Annotated in this window: 14 protein-coding genes; 8 read left to right on the plus strand and 6 right to left on the minus strand. The window is 67.5% G+C overall.

The annotated features are described in order from the left end of the window. Positions 1–23: 23 nt before the first annotated feature. From A8G08_RS05195 to A8G08_RS05215, 5 genes are read right to left on the minus strand one after another with little or no spacing between them, the layout of a single operon-like run. The gene (locus tag A8G08_RS05195) at positions 24–2,033 is read right to left on the minus strand and encodes an acetyl/propionyl/methylcrotonyl-CoA carboxylase subunit alpha (RefSeq protein ID WP_068271196.1); all 2,010 of its coding nucleotides are present in this window, start codon (positions 2,031–2,033) and stop codon (positions 24–26) included. Positions 2,034–2,038: 5 nt separating this feature from the next. Then, positions 2,039–3,637 (minus strand): acyl-CoA carboxylase subunit beta, encoded by a 1,599-nt coding sequence (locus A8G08_RS05200; protein WP_068271070.1) that lies wholly within the window; start codon positions 3,635–3,637, stop codon positions 2,039–2,041. Further along, positions 3,634–4,782, minus strand: a complete 1,149-nt coding sequence (locus tag A8G08_RS05205) for an acyl-CoA dehydrogenase family protein (protein WP_068271073.1) — start codon at positions 4,780–4,782, stop codon at positions 3,634–3,636. The genes A8G08_RS05200 and A8G08_RS05205 overlap by 4 nt, the downstream gene beginning before the upstream one ends. After that, positions 4,779–6,494 carry an acyclic terpene utilization AtuA family protein gene (locus tag A8G08_RS05210; RefSeq protein WP_068271076.1) on the minus strand — a complete coding sequence of 572 codons (1,716 nt, stop codon included), beginning with the start codon at positions 6,492–6,494 and terminating at the stop codon, positions 4,779–4,781. Before A8G08_RS05210 ends, A8G08_RS05205 begins: the two co-directional genes overlap by 4 nt. Continuing rightward, positions 6,491–7,300 carry a TIGR03084 family metal-binding protein gene (locus tag A8G08_RS05215; RefSeq protein ID WP_068271079.1) on the minus strand — a complete coding sequence of 270 codons (810 nt, stop codon included), beginning with the start codon at positions 7,298–7,300 and terminating at the stop codon, positions 6,491–6,493. Before A8G08_RS05215 ends, A8G08_RS05210 begins: the two co-directional genes overlap by 4 nt. A gap of 222 nt (positions 7,301–7,522) precedes the next feature. On the opposite strand from A8G08_RS05215, the gene mptB reads away from it, so the two are divergent. The 6 genes from mptB (at position 7,523) to A8G08_RS28230 (ending at position 13,692) form a co-directional block, all read left to right on the plus strand. Continuing rightward, entirely contained in the window at positions 7,523–9,193 is a 1,671-nt protein-coding gene (gene mptB, locus A8G08_RS05220; RefSeq protein WP_068271198.1) for a polyprenol phosphomannose-dependent alpha 1,6 mannosyltransferase MptB, read from the plus strand. Beyond that, positions 9,190–10,119 carry an ABC transporter ATP-binding protein gene (locus tag A8G08_RS05225; RefSeq protein ID WP_068271082.1) on the plus strand — a complete coding sequence of 310 codons (930 nt, stop codon included), beginning with the start codon at positions 9,190–9,192 and terminating at the stop codon, positions 10,117–10,119. Before mptB ends, A8G08_RS05225 begins: the two co-directional genes overlap by 4 nt. A 5-nt stretch (positions 10,120–10,124) precedes the next feature. After that, complete coding sequence (locus tag A8G08_RS05230; protein WP_068271086.1) at positions 10,125–10,943, plus strand: ABC transporter permease; 819 nt, start codon at positions 10,125–10,127, stop codon at positions 10,941–10,943. Between the two features lie 129 nt (positions 10,944–11,072). Continuing rightward, positions 11,073–12,488 carry a hypothetical protein gene (locus tag A8G08_RS05235; protein WP_068271089.1) on the plus strand — a complete coding sequence of 472 codons (1,416 nt, stop codon included), beginning with the start codon at positions 11,073–11,075 and terminating at the stop codon, positions 12,486–12,488. Between the two features lie 50 nt (positions 12,489–12,538). Beyond that, complete coding sequence (locus A8G08_RS05240) at positions 12,539–13,510, plus strand: COX15/CtaA family protein (protein ID WP_068271093.1); 972 nt, start codon at positions 12,539–12,541, stop codon at positions 13,508–13,510. A gap of 53 nt (positions 13,511–13,563) precedes the next feature. After that, positions 13,564–13,692, plus strand: a complete 129-nt coding sequence (locus tag A8G08_RS28230; protein ID WP_281182123.1) for a hypothetical protein — start codon at positions 13,564–13,566, stop codon at positions 13,690–13,692. A 223-nt stretch (positions 13,693–13,915) separates the two neighbouring features. Here A8G08_RS28230 and A8G08_RS05245 read toward each other — a convergent pair whose 3' ends face one another. After that, positions 13,916–14,275 (minus strand): hypothetical protein, encoded by a 360-nt coding sequence (locus A8G08_RS05245; protein WP_068271096.1) that lies wholly within the window; start codon positions 14,273–14,275, stop codon positions 13,916–13,918. A gap of 59 nt (positions 14,276–14,334) precedes the next feature. On the opposite strand from A8G08_RS05245, the gene A8G08_RS05250 reads away from it, so the two are divergent. After that, positions 14,335–15,300, plus strand: coding sequence for a quinone oxidoreductase family protein (locus tag A8G08_RS05250; protein WP_068271099.1), 966 nt, complete (start codon positions 14,335–14,337; stop codon positions 15,298–15,300). A 59-nt stretch (positions 15,301–15,359) separates the two neighbouring features. Then, positions 15,360–16,307 carry a S1C family serine protease gene (locus tag A8G08_RS05255; protein WP_068271102.1) on the plus strand — a complete coding sequence of 316 codons (948 nt, stop codon included), beginning with the start codon at positions 15,360–15,362 and terminating at the stop codon, positions 16,305–16,307. Positions 16,308–16,317 lie beyond the last annotated feature (10 nt).

Raw genomic sequence — 16,317 nt, forward strand, 5'->3', positions numbered from 1 at the left:
CCTCCAGGTTTTCCGGACGTCGGTTATTGGGCTGCGTGTGCTTCGGCGGTGGGATCTTCGACCACTGCCAGGACGGCGCCGACATCTACCTGTCGGCCGACTTCGGCGTTGAGTTCGGTGAGCACGCCGTCCGTCGCCGAGCAGATCGTGTGCTCCATCTTCATGGCCTCGAGCCAAAGAATCGGTTGTCCCGCGCTGACCCGCTCGCCCGGCTGAACGGCCACGCGAATGACCGTGCCGGGCATGGGCGCCAGGAGCGATCCCGCACTCACCTGGTCGGCTGGGTCGACGAATCGCGGCCGCCGGGTAAGGGTCACCGGTCCGAGTGGCGAGTCGACACACACCAACGACCCGTAGCGCGAAACCTCGAATCGCCTTCGCACGCCATCGATCTCGAGGACGACGCGATCCGGAGCAGTCTCGATCACCGCGACACCATCGTGGCCGACCACGTCGACGCCCGATCTCGCTGCCCGGTAACGCACTTCGTGCACCGCGCCCGAGACGTTCTCGTACGTCTTGACCTGTGCATCGCTCGGCATATTGCGCCAACCGCCCGGCAGCCTCGCACCGACGCGGGCCGCGGCACGGTTGGCGGCAGCATCCGAAAGAGCCGCTGCGACAGCCGACAATGCCTCGTTCTCATCGCTGACGACACTTGCCGCCAACGTGTCCAGGCCATGCCGGTCGAAGAACGCGGTGTCCGTGTCACCGGCCAGGAACGCCGGGTGACGGAGCACGTTGATCAGCAGGTCGCGGTTGGTGACCAGGCCGTGAATCCGCGCTCCGGCCAATGCGTTCGCGAGAAGGCGGGCGGCCTCGGCGCGGGTTTCGCCGTAGGAGATCACCTTGGCGAGCATCGGGTCGTAGTACACGCTGACCGCGGTGTCGTCCTGCACGCCGCTGTCCAACCGGATGCCCGGCGAGCCCGGGTTCTCGAACTCCACGGTCGCGGCCGGAACATCGAAGCTGTTCAGGTACCCGCTCTGTGGACGCCAGTTGTGCGCCGGGTCCTCCGCGTAGAGCCGCACCTCGATCGCGTGGCCGCGTTTCGCGGGCTGCTCGGCCGGCAGCCGGTAGCCACTGGCGACCTGCAACTGCAACCGGACCAGGTCGAGACCGGTGGTGAGTTCGGTGACTGGATGCTCCACCTGCAGGCGGGTATTCATCTCCAGGAAGTAGAAGTTGCCGTTCTCGTCCGCGAGGAATTCGACGGTGCCGGCGCCGAGGTAGTCGATCGCCTCCGCCGCCAGCCGCGATGCGTCGAAAAGCCGCTCGCGCATGCCGTCAATGCGTTCGACCAGCGGCGAGGGCGCCTCTTCTACGACCTTCTGGTGACGACGCTGAATCGAGCACTCACGTTCGCCGACCGCCCACACCGTCCCGTGCGCGTCGGCCATCACCTGGACCTCGATATGGCGACCGGTCTCGAGGTAACGCTCGCAGAAGACGGTCGAGTCGCCGAACGCCGATTCGGCCTCCCGGCGGGCGGCAGCGAGCTGTCCGGGCAGTTCGTCGAGGGTCCGCACGACGCGCATACCACGACCACCGCCACCCGCGGACGCTTTCACCAGCACGGGCAGATCTGCCTCCGAAACCTTCGTGGGATCGAGTTCGGCAAGTACCGGCACCCCCGCGGCGTCCATCATCTTCTTGGACTCGACCTTGGAGCCCATCGACTCGATGGCCTCGACCGGCGGGCCGATCCAGGTCAGTCCCGCGTCGAGTACCGCGCGGGCGAATTCGGCGTTCTCCGAGAGGAATCCGTAGCCGGGGTGGATGGCGTCGGCGCCGGACGCCCGGGCGGCGGCGATGATCAGATCGGACCGCAGGTACGTCTCGCCAGGAGTGTTGCCCGGCAAACGAATTGCGGCATCGGCCTCGGCGACATGCGCGGCTCGCGTGTCCGCGTCGGAGAACACGGCGACAGTGCCGAGACCCATGCGCCGGCAGGTGGCGAAGACGCGACGGGCGATCTCGCCTCGGTTGGCGACGAGGACTCGGTTGATGTCCCGATCGACGATGTCTGGCATGCGGCTCACATCCTGAAGACGCCGAAGCTTTCGGCGCCTGCGATCGGGGCGTTGTGCACGGCCGACAGGCACATGCCCAACACCGTGCGGGTGTCGCGGGGGTCGATGATGCCGTCGTCGTAGATACGGCCGGACAGGAACATCGGCAGCGATTCGGCTTCGATCTGGTTCTCCACGGCCGCTCGCATCGCGGCATCAGCGGCCTCGTCGAACGGCAGACCGCGAGCCTCGGAGGCGGCGCGCCCGACGATGGAAAGGACGCCGGCGAGCTGCGCCGGACCCATCACGGCGGACTTGGCACTCGGCCAGGCGAACAGGAATCGCGGATCGTAGGCGCGGCCGCACATGCCGTAATGGCCGGCGCCGTAGGACGCACCGAGCAGCAAGGAAATGTGGGGCACCTTCGAGTTCGACACGGCGTTGATCATCATCGCGCCGTGCTTGATGATGCCGCCCTGCTCGTACTCCTTGCCGACCATGTATCCGGTCGTGTTGTGCAGGAACAACAGTGGCGTGTTCGCGCGGTTCGCAAGCTGAATGAACTGCGCCGCCTTCTGCGCCTCCTCGGAGAACAACACGCCGCGATGGTTCGCGAGAATGCCGATCGGATAGCCGTGCAGCTCGGCCCATCCCGTGACCAGGCTCGAACCGTAGAGCGGCTTGAACTCGTCGAAATCGGAACCGTCGACGATCCGTGCGATCACCTCGCGGGGATCGAACGGCACCTTCAGATCCGACGGCACGATCCCTACGAGTTCCTCCGCGTCGAACAGCGGCTCCAGCACCTCGGCGCGGGGCGCCGGGCCCTGCTTGCGCCAGTTGAGCCGCCGCACGATCGACCGGCCAATACGAATCGCGTCCTGTTCGTCGACGGCAAAGTAGTCGGCGAGACCCGAACGGCGCGCATGCATTTCGGCACCACCGAGCGACTCGTCATCGGACTCTTCGCCGGTCGCCATCTTCACCAGTGGCGGCCCGCCCAGGAAAACCTTGGAGCGTTCCTTGATCATCACGACGTGATCGGACATGCCGGGGATGTACGCGCCGCCCGCAGTCGAATTCCCGAACACCAGCGCGACCGTCGGAATGCCCTTGGCCGATGCGCGAGTGAGATCGCGGAAAAGCTGCCCGCCAGGAATGAAGATTTCCTTCTGCGTCGGCAGGTCCGCGCCGCCCGATTCGACGAGCGAGATAACCGGCAGCCGGTTCTGCTCGACTATCGCATGGGCGCGAAAGTTCTTCTTGATCGTCCATGGGTTGCTGGTACCGCCGCGCACGGTGGGGTCGGTGGCGATGATCATGCATTCGACGCCCTCGACGATGCCGATCCCGATCACCACGCTCGCGCCGACTTGGTAGTCACTGCCCCACCCAGCGAGCGCACACAGTTCGAGGAACGGCGAGTCCTCGTCGACGAGCAGGTCGATACGCTCACGGGGAGTTAGCTTGCCGCGCTTACGATGTCGGGCCAGCTTGTCCGGACCGCCGCCTGCCACCGCCTTTCCGAGCTCGACTTCCAGCTCGGCGAGCTTCGTGGTCATCGACTCGGCGGCGCCGCGGAACTCCGCCGAGTCCGGGTCGATTGTCGAATGCAGCACCGTCATGCCTGGAACCCCAATCGCTTGGCGGCCAGCCCGTTGAGGATCTCGGTGGTGCCGCCGCCGATGCCCAGAATCCGGATATCGCGGTACTGGCGCTCCACCTCGGAATCACGCATGTAGCCGGCCCCGCCGAACAATTGCACAGCCTGATGGGCAACCCATTCGGCTGCCTCGACGGCAGTGTTCTTCGCGAAGCACACCTCGGCGATCAGGTCCTGCTCCCCCGCGTTCGCACGCTCGATGACCGACCTGGTGTACACCCGGGCGACATCGACCTTGCGGGCCATCTCGGTGAGCGTGTTCTGCACGGCCTGGCGGCTGATCAGCGGCCGGCCGAAAGTCTCACGGTCCCGGCACCATTGCACGGTCAGGTCGAGGCTGCGCTGCGCCTGCGAGTACGCCTGTACCGCCAGGCCGGCCCGCTCGCTGACGAAGGCCATCGCGATCTGAGCGAATCCACTGTTTTCGGCGCCGACGAGGTTCCGCACCGGCACCCGGACGTCCACAAAGCTGAGCTCGGCGGTGTCCGAAGCGAGCCAGCCCATCTTGTCGAGCTTGCGGCTCACCGTGAATCCCGGTGTGCCCTTTTCGATTACCAGCAGTGAAACGCCACCCGCACCCGGGCCGCCGGTGCGCACCGCGGTGGTGACGAAGTCGGCGCGGCAGCCTGAGGTGATGAAGGTCTTCGACCCGTTGACGATGTAGTCATCGCCATCGCGACGAGCGCTCGTGGTCAGGTGGCCGACATCGGAACCGCCGCCGGGTTCGGTGATGGCCAGCGAACCGATGAGGTCGCCGGCGAGAGTGGGCCGCACCCAGCGGTCCACCTGGTACGGGTCACCCGCGACGATCATGTGCGGCACCGCGATCCCGAGAGTGAACAGCGACGCGAACGCGCCGCCGGAGGCTCCGGCCTGGTGGAACTCCTCGCACACGATCGCCGAGTCGATACCGTCGCCGCCCTGGCCGCCCACCGACTCCGGGAATGCGACGCCGAGCAGGCCGAGTGCGGCGGCCTTCTTGTGCAACTCGCGCGGCAGCTCTCCGTTCCGCTCCCACTCCGCGAGGTCCGGCAGGATGTCGCGCTCGACGAAACCGCGCACGGTCGCGCGCAATTCACGACGTTCGGGGGTTTCCCAGATACTCACGAAAGCAACTCCTCGGGGATATCGATGTGTCGGGAACGCAGCCACTCGCCGAGTCCCTTGGCCTGCGGATCGAACCGGGCCTGATAGGCCACACCCGGTCCGAGAATGGATTCGATGACGAAATTGACCGCGCGCAGATTCGGCAGCACATGCCGCGTAATAGGTAGGGACTCCGCCTCGGGAAGCATGCGTCGCACCTCGTCTACCGTGAGCGCGTGCACGAGCCAACGCCACTGGGCGTCGGTGCGCACCCACACCCCGATATTGGCGTTGCCGCCCTTATCGCCACTGCGGGCCGCGGCCACTGTGCCGAGCGGCACACGACGAGTCGGGCCGGGCGCCAACCGTTCCGGGAGCGGCGGCGTCTCGACCTCGGCAAGCTCGAGGGTGTCCGTGGCCGGTGCGATAGCAACACGGTCGCCATCGGGCAGCACCGCGATATGCGGGACCTCGGCCGCAGGGACGTAACCCGGCGTGTAAACCCCGTAGGGCGAACCGTTTCCGGGCGACGATGTGAAAGTGGCACCCGGGTAGCTCGCGAGCGCGAGTTCGACGGCGACGTTGGAGAATGAACGGCCCACCTTGTTCGGGTCCTGGTCACGCACCACGCAGCGCAGCAGTGCGCTGGCCTGCTCCTCGGTCTCGGCATCGGGCCGGTCGAGCCGCGCCAACGTCCAGTCGAGTTCGGCCGGACGATCGGTCAGCCAGGACTCGAGCTGCTTTCGGGCGAGCTCGGCCTTCGCCTCGATATCGAGTCCGGTGAGCACGAAGGTCATCTCGTTGCGGAATCCGCCGATCGAGTTGAGCGAGACTTTGAGTTGCGGCGGCGGCGCCTCGCCGCGAACGCCGCTGACGAGAACCCGGTCGGGGCCGTCGGAGCTCAACGAGATGGTGTCGAGCCGGGCGGTGACATCCGGACCGGCGTATCGCGCACTCTGGATCTCGTACATCAACTGTGCTTCAACGGTATCCACGGTGACCACGCCGCCGGTCTGCGCGTGCTTGGTGATCACGCTGCTGCCGTCCGCGCGCACCTCGGCGAGCGGGAAGCCCGGCCGACCGAGATCGGCGAGCTCGGTGAAGAACGAGAAGTTGCCGCCGGTGGCCTGGGTTCCGCATTCGATGATGTGGCCGGCCACGACCGCTCCCGCGAGCGCGTCGTAATCGTCTCGACGCCAACCGAAATGCGCGGCTGCGGGACCGACCACCAGCGCGGCGTCGGTAACCCGGCCGGTCACCACGACATCGGCGCCTGCATCGAGACATGCCGCGATCCCCCAGGCACCGAGGTAGGCGTTCGCGGTCAACGGTGTGCCGAGGCCGAGTTCGGCGGCACGCGAACCGATGTCGTCGCCCTCCACATGTGCGATGCGCGCGTCGAGGCCAAGCCGCTCGGCGAGTTCACGTAGCCGGTCCGCGAGCCCGGCCGGATTGAGCCCACCGGCATTGACCACGAGCCGCACCCCACGCTCGAGCGCGAGCCCGAGGCAGTCCTCGGCCTGACGCAGGAACGTCTTCGCGTAACCGAGTTCGGGATCCTTCATCCGGTCGCGGCCGAGGATCAGCATGGTCAGCTCGGCGAGGTAATCGCCGGTCAGCACATCGAGTTCGCCGCCCTCGAGCATCTCGCGCATCGCTGTCAGGCGATCGCCGTAGAAGCCGGACATGTTGCCGATCCGGATCAGATCCGGTTGCGCCGCAATCGCGGTCATGACGCCGTCCGGTCCGACTCGAATTGACCTGGCGCGCGGCCGGTTCCGGGTGGCCCGGCAAATGCCTGTGCCAGCCCGAGCCACTGGTCCGCATCGGCACCCGTCGCGGTCAGGTCGAGATCATCGCGGTGCCGCCGCTGGGTCACCAGCAGGCAGAAGTCGAGCGCTGAACCGGAGACGCGTTGCTGCGCGTCCGCGGGTCCCCACGCCCACAGCGATCCGTCGGGAGCCTTCAACTCGACGCGGAACTCCTCGGCGGGCGGGGTCAGTTGGTGCACGCTGTACGCGAAGTTGCGAGTGCGCACGCCCAGGTAGGCGACATGCTGCATGCGATTGCTCGGTTCGCGGGTCACACCGAGCGCGTCCGATACGTCCTGTCCGTGCGCCCAGGTCTCCATCAGCCGCGCGGTGGCCATCGACGTGGCGCTCATCGGCGGACCGAACCAATCGAGTTTCTGACCCTGCGGAACCACGGCAAGTGCGGCGCCGAGCCGGGACCGTCCATCGCGCCACCGGGTCAGCAGATCCGCGACCGGCATGCGCGCCAACTCGTGCGCGGCCTCGTCGACGAACCCGGTGGGATTGCTCCACGCCGCAGTAACGATGTCCGCGAACGCCTTGGGGTCGGTCGCTGACGCGAGCGCAGCCTCATCGGTCCACAGGAGGTGAGCGATCTGTTCGGTCACCGTCCAGCCGGGTGAAGGCGTCGACGCCCGCCAACCGGCGTCGTCCAGCCCGGTAACCACCCTGTCCAGGTCGTCGCCCTCGCTGCTGAGGTCATCGAGAATCGTTGCGAGATCCGCCACTCTGCCGCTCCGCAGTGCATGGGGAGCACCGCTCCCGTGGTTCGAAGTGGCACCAGCATCACAAAGGCCTTCAAAAAAAGCAAGCGCGCTTGATTTAGATGTGCGAACCGTCGTCAGCGAGCGACGGACCCCCTGCGCGAACCCACTAGGCTGCGCGATGTGACAGCGGCTGGACAGGACTCGAGCGCGACCGCAGGGCGGTCGTTCGCGGTCCGGCGCGACCTGCTGCGGCACCGAACCGTGAGCGCCGGCCGCCGGGTTCTCGGACTCGACGCCCCCTCGGCCAACCACACCATCGCCGTCCTGCACGACGACGAGCGCGAAGCACCCGGCCTCGCGCCGCGTGAACTCATCCAACTCCGCTACGTCCGCCTATTCGGCGCCACCGGCGCAGTGATGATGGCAATCGGCGCGCTCGGCGCCGGCGCACAGCCAGTGCTGCAGAACCCGACACAGGGCGTCCGCCTACTCGGCCTGTTCGCCCGCACCCAGACCTCGTCGCTGGCGATCGTCATGACCGGCACAGTCATGGTCGTGCTCGCCTGGCTGCTGCTGGGCAGGTTCGCGATCGGATCCACCGCCAGCGGCGCGCCGCTGCGCCGGCTCTCCCGATCGCAACTCGACCGCACCATCCTGCTGTGGGTCATCCCGCTGACCATCGCCCCGCCGATGTTCAGCCGCGACGTGTACTCCTATCTCGCGCAGAGCGAGATCACCGCCCGCGGCCTCGATCCGTACGGGATCGGCCCGGCACAGGCGCTCGGCGTCGACCACGTGCTCACGCGGACCGTGCCCACCATCTGGCGCGACACTCCCGCGCCCTACGGCCCGTTCTTTCTCTGGTTGGGCCGGGCGATCTCCGAGATCACCGGGGACAACATCGTCGTCGGCATCTTCATGCACCGCCTGCTCGCGCTGATCGGCGTCGGCCTGATCGTCTGGGCACTGCCCCGGCTCGCGCGTCGATGTGGCGTCGCCGCCGTGAGCGCGCTCTGGCTCGGTGCCGCCAACCCGCTGCTCCTGTTCCACCTGGTGTCGGGTGTGCACAACGAGGCGCTGATGCTCGGGCTGATGCTGGCCGGCATGGAGATCGCGCTCAGCGCTATCGAATCCACGGACAGGTTGAGAGGGATCAACCTCGTCCTGCTGCTTGGTGGCTGTTCGGTGATCGCGTTGTCCTCGACGATCAAGATTCCGTCACTCATCGCGCTCGGGTTCGTCGGCATGGCGCTCGCTCGCAGATGGGGCGGGACACTGCGGGCGCTGATCAGCGCAGCAGCGCTACTACTGGCCGTCGCCGCCGCAGTCACCCTCCTCGTCAGCAGTGCGAGCCATCTCGGTATCGGCTGGATCCATACGCTCGGCACCGCGAATGCCGTGCGCAGCTGGATGTCGCTGCCGACCTCGATCGGCGTCATCACCGGGTTCGGCGGAGTGCTGCTCGGCATCGGCGATCACACCACAGCCGTGCTCAGCCTCACCCGCCCTATCGCTGCCCTCGTCGCCGCGTTCGTCACCCTGCGCATGCTCATCGCTGTGCTCACCGGACGTCTGCATCCGGTCGGCGCGCTGGGCGTATCCCTTGGCACCCTGGTGTTGCTGTTCCCGGTCGTACAGCCCTGGTATCTGCTGTGGGGCGTCATTCCGCTGGCGGCGTGGGCCACGACGCCAGCGTTCCGGATCCCTACCATCGCGGCGTCGTCGATCGTCTGCGTGATCCTCATGCCGAATGGTGCCGAATTCCAGCCGATCACGATCGTGCAGGCCTCGATCGTCACGATCGTCACGTGCGTTCTGCTGATCGTGCTGACCCGCAATGTGCTGCCGTGGCGGAGTCAGCCGGGACCGGATCAGTCGGCGCTCGAGCCCACGGCTTACGCTGGACCCTCGTGAGATCAGCTGTCCCCGCCGTGCACCTGACCGGCGTGGTGAAGTCGTACGGAGCAGTCACCGCCGTCGACGGCCTCGATCTCGAACTCGAACCCGCCACAGTGCTGGCCCTGTTGGGCCCCAACGGCGCAGGTAAGACCACCACCGTAGAGATGTGCGAGGGCTTCGTTTGCCCGGAAGCAGGTTCGGTGCGGGTGCTCGGGCTCGACCCGATCGCCGACTCCGCCGAGCTGCGCCCACGAATCGGTGTCATGTTGCAGGGCGGCGGCGCCTACCCCGGCGCCAAGGCCGGCGAGATGCTCGATCTGGTGGCCTCGTACTCGGCCAACCCGCTCGATCCCGAGTGGCTGCTGCAGACGCTCGGACTCACCGAAGCCCGGCGCACGTCCTACCGCAGGCTCTCCGGCGGTCAGCAGCAGCGCCTCGCGCTGGCATGTGCCCTTGTGGGCCGGCCCGAGCTCGTCTTCCTCGACGAGCCGACCGCCGGCCTCGACGCGCAGGCCCGGCACACCGTGTGGGAGCTGATCGACTCGCTGCGTCGCGACGGCGTCAGTGTGTTGTTGACCACGCACATGATGGACGAGGCAGAGCAGCTCGCCGACGAACTCGTGATCATCGACCACGGCAAGATCGTCGCCTCCGGCACGCCGTCCGAGATCACCACGCGCGGCGCCGAAGGCCAGTTGCGGTTCAGCGCACCGCCGAATCTCGACCTCACGCTGCTGGAATCCGCCCTGCCCGAGGGATTTGCCCCGCGCGAAACCTCGCCCGGGTCCTATCTCGTGGTGGGCGAGATCGACCCACAGGTACTGGCGACCGTGACCGCGTGGTGCGCGCGCATCGGGGTACTCACGACCGATCTTCGGGTGGATCAGCGCCGCCTCGAGGACGTGTTCCTGGAGTTGACCGGACGGGAATTGCGAGGATGACCCTTATGAGTGCGAGCGAGGACACCTCCGCGAGCGAGTCGGCCGCACCTCGCGGGCCGCGGTTCGCGCCCGGCACCTTCGCGCCCGCACCCCAGGCGAGCCCGGCTCCCCGGATGCTCGCCGCGCAGACGCGGATGGAACTGACGCTGCTGCTGCGCAACGGCGAACAGCTCCTACTGACGATGTTCATTCCGATCACGCTGCTGATCGGGCTGTGTCTGCTGCCGTTCGGCGGCCTCGGCGACGACCGGGTCGACCAGGTTGTGCCGGCGGTGATGATGGTCGCGGTGATGTCCACCGCGTTCACCGGGCAGGCGATCGCGGTTGGCTTCGATCGGCGCTATGGCGCGCTCAAGCGACTCGGCGCGACCGCACTCCCGCGCTGGGGTGTGATCGCCGGCAAGAGCGCGGCCGTTCTCATCGTGGTCGTGATGCAGGCGGTGATTCTCGGCCTGATCGGCGCCGCGCTCGGCTGGCGGCCCTCGATCGAAGGACTCGCACTCGGCGCGGTCGTGATCGCGCTGGGCACGGTGACTTTCGCGACCATGGGACTGCTGCTCGGCGGGACGCTCAAGGCCGAGGTCGTGCTGGCGCTCGCAAATGTGTTGTGGTTCATCATGCTCGGCGTCGGCAGCATCCTCTTCGCTTCCGACGACCTGCCGAGTGCGCTGCGTTTCGTCGCACGACTCGTGCCGTCCGGGGCGCTCGCAGAGACGCTCGAGCAAGCGCTCTACGCGAACATCGACTGGTTCGGCGTCGCCGTGCTCGCGGTATGGGCGGCAGTGTGCGGGTGGCTCGCAGCGCGGCTGTTCCGCTTCACCTGAGCCGCCAGATCCGATGCGCGCCACCGGCGTGAACGGAAGATTTGTTGCGTTAGACGGAGTGAACGCTTCCGTTCACTCCGTTGGGACCAAACCCTTCCGTCACCGACCGGAACGTGTTCTTATTTTGCGATGCGAATCGTCGGTGCCGTCCTAGGCGCACTTCTTCTCACGCTCGGAATCACCGGCCAGGCCTCGGCAACCAATACGCCATGGGGTCCGATCGCCGACAACCCGTATCTCGGCCCCACCGGCACCTCCACGATGCACGGTGACGCCGCATCGTCGGATGCGACGCCGTTTCCGGGACCGGGCACCGGCAACGTCTTGGTCACCCCGATCCCACTCTTGTCGGCGTGCCCGACCGTATTGCAGGGCTCCGATGGACTGGTCGTCGCGCTGTGCACCGCGATCCTCGGACAGACGCCGACGGTGCACCTGATCGATCCGGCTGCCGCCGTCCCCGGCTCATTGGCCAACTATCCGCTCGCGAAAGGCACGCTGCTCGGCGGTGTCTATGCGTACCTCGACAACCAAGATCGCCTCGTCTCCATCGACGGCAACAGCCATCTGGTGCGGATCGCGCACTACCGCGAACCGGGCGGCGCCTGGAAGCTGAGGAAGGACGCCGACGTCGACGTGAGTTCGGCAATCCCCGCGGGCGACGGCGTCACCGGACTCACCCCGGGCATCGACGGCAAGGTCTGGTTCGCGACCGCCGGCGGCGTGGTCGGCGTCATCGACCAGCAGGGTACGGCGCGTACGGTCCCGCTCGGTGCCGGCGAACAGGTCCAGAACAGCATCTCCACGTCGCCCGAAGGGCGCACCGCCGTCGCCACGACGCACGCGCTGTACGAACTCACCACCGACGCGTCGGGCCAGCCGAAGGTGCTCTGGCGCGCGGGCTACGACCGCGGCAGCGCCCGCAAGCCGGGCTCGCTGTCTTGGGGCACCGGATCGACGCCGACCTATTTCGGGCCCGGCAACGGTGCCGAATACCTGACCATCGTCGACAACGCGGACAACCAGGTCCACGCGCTCGTGTTCAAATCCGGCAGCGGACACCTCATCTGCTCGCAGCCGGTCCTGACCAAGGGCGGCCCCGGTAGCGAGAACTCCCCGGTCGGTATCGGCCGCACGATCTTCGTTGCCAGCACCTACGGCTACCCATACCCGACGACCCCGGAGGGCGCTGGACCGGCCCAGCCGGCGTCGGCACCGTTCACCGGCGGTATGACCCGTGTCGACGTCGACAATGAGGGCTGCACCACCGTGTGGGACTCCCCGGTCCGCAGTGCCGCTGTGCCGCGCCTGTCCACAGCGGACGGCAAGCTCTACACGACCACGCGCGTGGGCCTCGACGTCACCACTCCGCTGGACCTGTTCAACTACGCCGTGATCGACCCCGCCAACGGAAAGGTGCTGAAGACCGCGCCGCTTCCTGCCTCAACCGCACACGACACCCTCCAGATGGCTCCGCTGCTGACGCCGGACGGGCGGATGCTGCAGGGCACGTTGTCGGGAATCGAGCGCATCTCCCGGTTCTAGCGCCTTATCCCAACGACAGCGTGTAGTGGACCGGCCTCTACCATGGTCTGGTGCTCTATCGCGGTTTTCTGAGCCTCGTCGACCGACTCCCCCTTCCAGCGCTGCGGGTGCAGCGCTGGATCGCCATCGCTGTGATCCTGACGCAGGCGGGGATTTCGGTGACCGGCGCCATCGTGCGGGTGACCGCTTCCGGCCTCGGCTGCCCCACGTGGCCACAGTGCTTCCCGGGCAGCTTCACCCCGGTCGGCGTCTCCGAGGTGCCGGTCATTCACCAGACGGTTGAGTTCGGCAACCGCATGCTGACCTTCGCGGTCGTGCTGTGCGCGGCGGCGATCGTCCTCGCCGTTACCCGCGCACGCCGGCGGCGTGAGGTGCTGGTGTTCGCGTGGCTGATGCCCGCGGGCACCGTCGTGCAGGCCGTCATCGGCGGCATCACCGTGCGAACCGGCCTGCTGTGGTGGACCGTCGCGGTGCACCTGCTGGCCTCGATGGCGATGGTCTGGCTGGCCGTCCTGCTGTACGCCAAGATCTGCGAGCCCGATAATGGCGTGCCCACGGTTCAGGTGCCGTCACCGCTGCGCTGGCTGACCGGGCTGACCGGTGTCGCACTTGCCTTCGTGCTGGTCGCCGGAACGCTGGTCACCGGCGCCGGACCGCATGCCGGTGACAAGAGCATCGCTCGGACCGTGCCGCGGCTCGAGGTGGAGATCGTCACCCTCGTGCATCTGCACTCGCAGCTGCTGGTCGGGTATCTCGCATTGCTGATCGGGCTCGGATTCGGCATCTACGCCGTCGGCGCCCCGCAAGCGGTGAAGCGGCGGCTGCATATCGTGCTCGCGGTCGTCGTGGCCCAGGCTCTCGTGGGTGTCGTGCAGTACTTCACAGACGTGCCGGCCGCACTGGTTGCGGTGCATGTGGGCGGAGCGGCTGCCTGCACCGCCGCAACGGCCGCGCTGTGGGCTGCGTGCCGGACCCGCGAAACCGCTACGATCGCCCAGCCGCACATGGCCGCGACACTTTGACGCACCCGCGGGGATGAAAAACCAAGGAACAACCTCAACGGAGGAGATCGGCTATGCGTGCACTTCCAAGTCTCTACAGCTTTATCGCTGATGTCCCGACCAGCGTCAACTTCCTTGGGGCGTTGGCGAGCACGGGATCGTCGACCGCGTACTCGGGCGCCTTGCCGACCTTCAACTACTAGACCAGCCTGAACTCGACCGGACCATTGGCTCGACCAATTGGTCCAGGGATGTTCTGAACTGATCGCCACTCGGCGGGAACCCATCCGCTGCACACTCTCCGTCGCGCCGCACAGGGTCCAGCGTGCGGAAGCGTGTGCGCCGCGACAGGAACTGTGCGGCGACCGGCGGGTCCCCAAACAAAACGCGCCGCCCGGAACGGGCGGCGCGTTTCTGTAGTGCTGCTTAGCGCTCGTTGCGCGCCTTGGGGAACCGCGTCTGGTTCGCGACCCAACCGGCCATCTTGGCCCAGTGCCCCTTGCGCGGGTTCGCCTTCGAGATCAGCTCCCGGTCCCACTCCTCCGTGGCGGTGACGACCGGGACCGCATCGATCACTGCATGCGCGGTCGCGAGATCCTTCACCACGCGGTCACCGAGCACACCATCCTCACCGACGAGAGTGATCCGCACGCCCATCCGGCCGATCGGCTGGAGCACCGCCTGCGCCGAACCACCGTGCTGCGCGGCGAAGGACGCGACGGAGTCACGGACCTTCCCGGGGACGGCAATCGCGGCGGGAGCGGCTTCGGTGGGCGCAGAAGTCATGCCAGCAGAATACTGTGCGCGGCCCCGGGTCCTGGACTCCCCTGGTGTAGAACGGGATCATGCGCGCGATTCAGGTGTCCGAGCATGGCGGTCCCGAGGTTCTGGTTCTGGCAGAGGTTCCCGATCCGCAGATCGGTCCGAAACAGCTCCTGGTACGCGTCGACGCGAGCGGCGTGAACTACATCGACACCTATTTCCGCACCGGCGCGTATCCGCGCCCACTTCCCTATATCGCCGGTGAGGAGGGCAGCGGCGTCGTGGAGGCGGTCGGATCCGATGTGACCGATATCGCCGTCGGCAGCCGCGTTGCATGGGCCGCGGCATCGGGAAGTTACGCCGAACTCGTCGCCGTCGATGTCGATGCCGCCATCCCCGTCCCCGACGAGGTGGGCGCCCCCGAAGCAGCATCGGCATTGCTGCAGGGCATGACCGCGCACTATCTCCTGAACTCGGTGTACCGCCCCGAAGCCGGCGAGACGGTGCTCGTGCACGCCGGGGCGGGCGGTGTGGGCGCGATGCTCACCCAACTGGCGGTCGCGCGCGGAGTGCGCGTCATCACCACCTGCTCCACCGATGAGAAGGCAGGGATCAGCCGCGCCGCCGGTGCCTCGGATGTCCTTCGCTACGGCGACGACCTCGCGGACCGGGTCCGAGCCCTCACCAACGGCGAGGGCGTTGCCGCTGTGTACGACGGCGTGGGTGCGACCACGTTCGACGCCAGCCTCGCGTCATTGCGGGTGCGCGGCACCCTCGCGCTGTTCGGTGCCGCGAGCGGAAAGGTCGAGCCCGTGGATCCACAGCGACTGAACGCGCAGGGGTCGGTGATCCTCACCCGCCCGAAGCTGGGTGACTTCACCCGGGACCGCGAAGAACTGTTGTGGCGGGCCGGCGATGTTTTCGCCGCGATCGCAGACAAGTCGCTCACCGTGCGGATCGGTGCGACCTATCCGCTCGCTGAGGCCGCACAGGCGCATCGGGATCTGGAGGCACGCAAGACAACCGGGTCGATCGTGCTGCAGCCCTGACAACGAGCGCACAATTGTTGTAACGGTGTAATCAGCGTTACAACCAGGGCGGTGCGTTCATGCTCGACGATTCCCTCTCCCCCGGTTCGGCTTCATCCGCCGAAGAGCCGCTTGACGCCTATTCGCGCGTGGTCAGCACGGTCGCGGCGACGGTCAGCCCGCACGTCGCCTACGTCCAACTGCGCGGGTCGAGCGGGTCTGCGGTCGCTATCGGCGACCGCGGGCATCTGCTGACCAACGCCCACGTGGTCGAATCGGCACGCGGTGGCACCGTCGTTTTCTCCGACGGCAGCCGCTCACGGTTCTCCGTGGTGGGCGCGGACCCGCTGTCGGATTTGGCGGTGCTGCGGGCGGCCGAGTCAGCGCCCGAGCCGGCCGTGGTCGCCGACGCGGACGGTCTCGTCGTCGGTCAGCTCGTGGTGGCGATCGGCAGCCCGCTGGGCCTCACCGGTTCTGTGACTGCGGGCGTGGTGAGCGCGCTCGGCCGATCGTTGCCGGTGCGACACGGCCGGGTAGGGCGCGTGGTGGAGAACGTCATCCAGACCGATGCCGCACTCAATCCCGGCAACTCCGGGGGCGCGCTGGCCGATTCGCGCGGACGAGTCGTGGGCATCAACACTGCGGTCGCCGGGATCGGGCTCGGCCTCGCTGTGCCGATCAACTCCACCACGCGGCGCATCATCGACACCCTGACTATCGAGGGCCGGGTGCGTCGCGCCTACCTCGGGCTCGTGGGTGTACCTGCACCGCTGCCCGATGACGTCGCCGAGCGAACCGGCCAGTCCGCCGGGCTCCGGCTGGTGGAAGTGGTCCGCGGCGGTCCCGCCGAGGTGGCCGGCCTGCGGCCGGGCGATCTGGTGCTGACGGTCGGCCGCGAGACGGTCGCCGACGCGCAAGACATCCAGCGGCTGTTGTTCGCCGAGGTGATCGGCACCCGGCTGCCGGTGACGGTGCTGCGGAACGGGGCCATGGTCGACGTCGTGGCACGTCCGATCGAGCTGTCGTAATCGCGGTCGC

The sequence above is a fragment of the Aldersonia kunmingensis genome (genome assembly GCF_001646865.1).
In the GTDB taxonomy this organism is placed as follows: Bacteria; Actinomycetota; Actinomycetes; order Mycobacteriales; family Mycobacteriaceae; genus Aldersonia; species Aldersonia kunmingensis.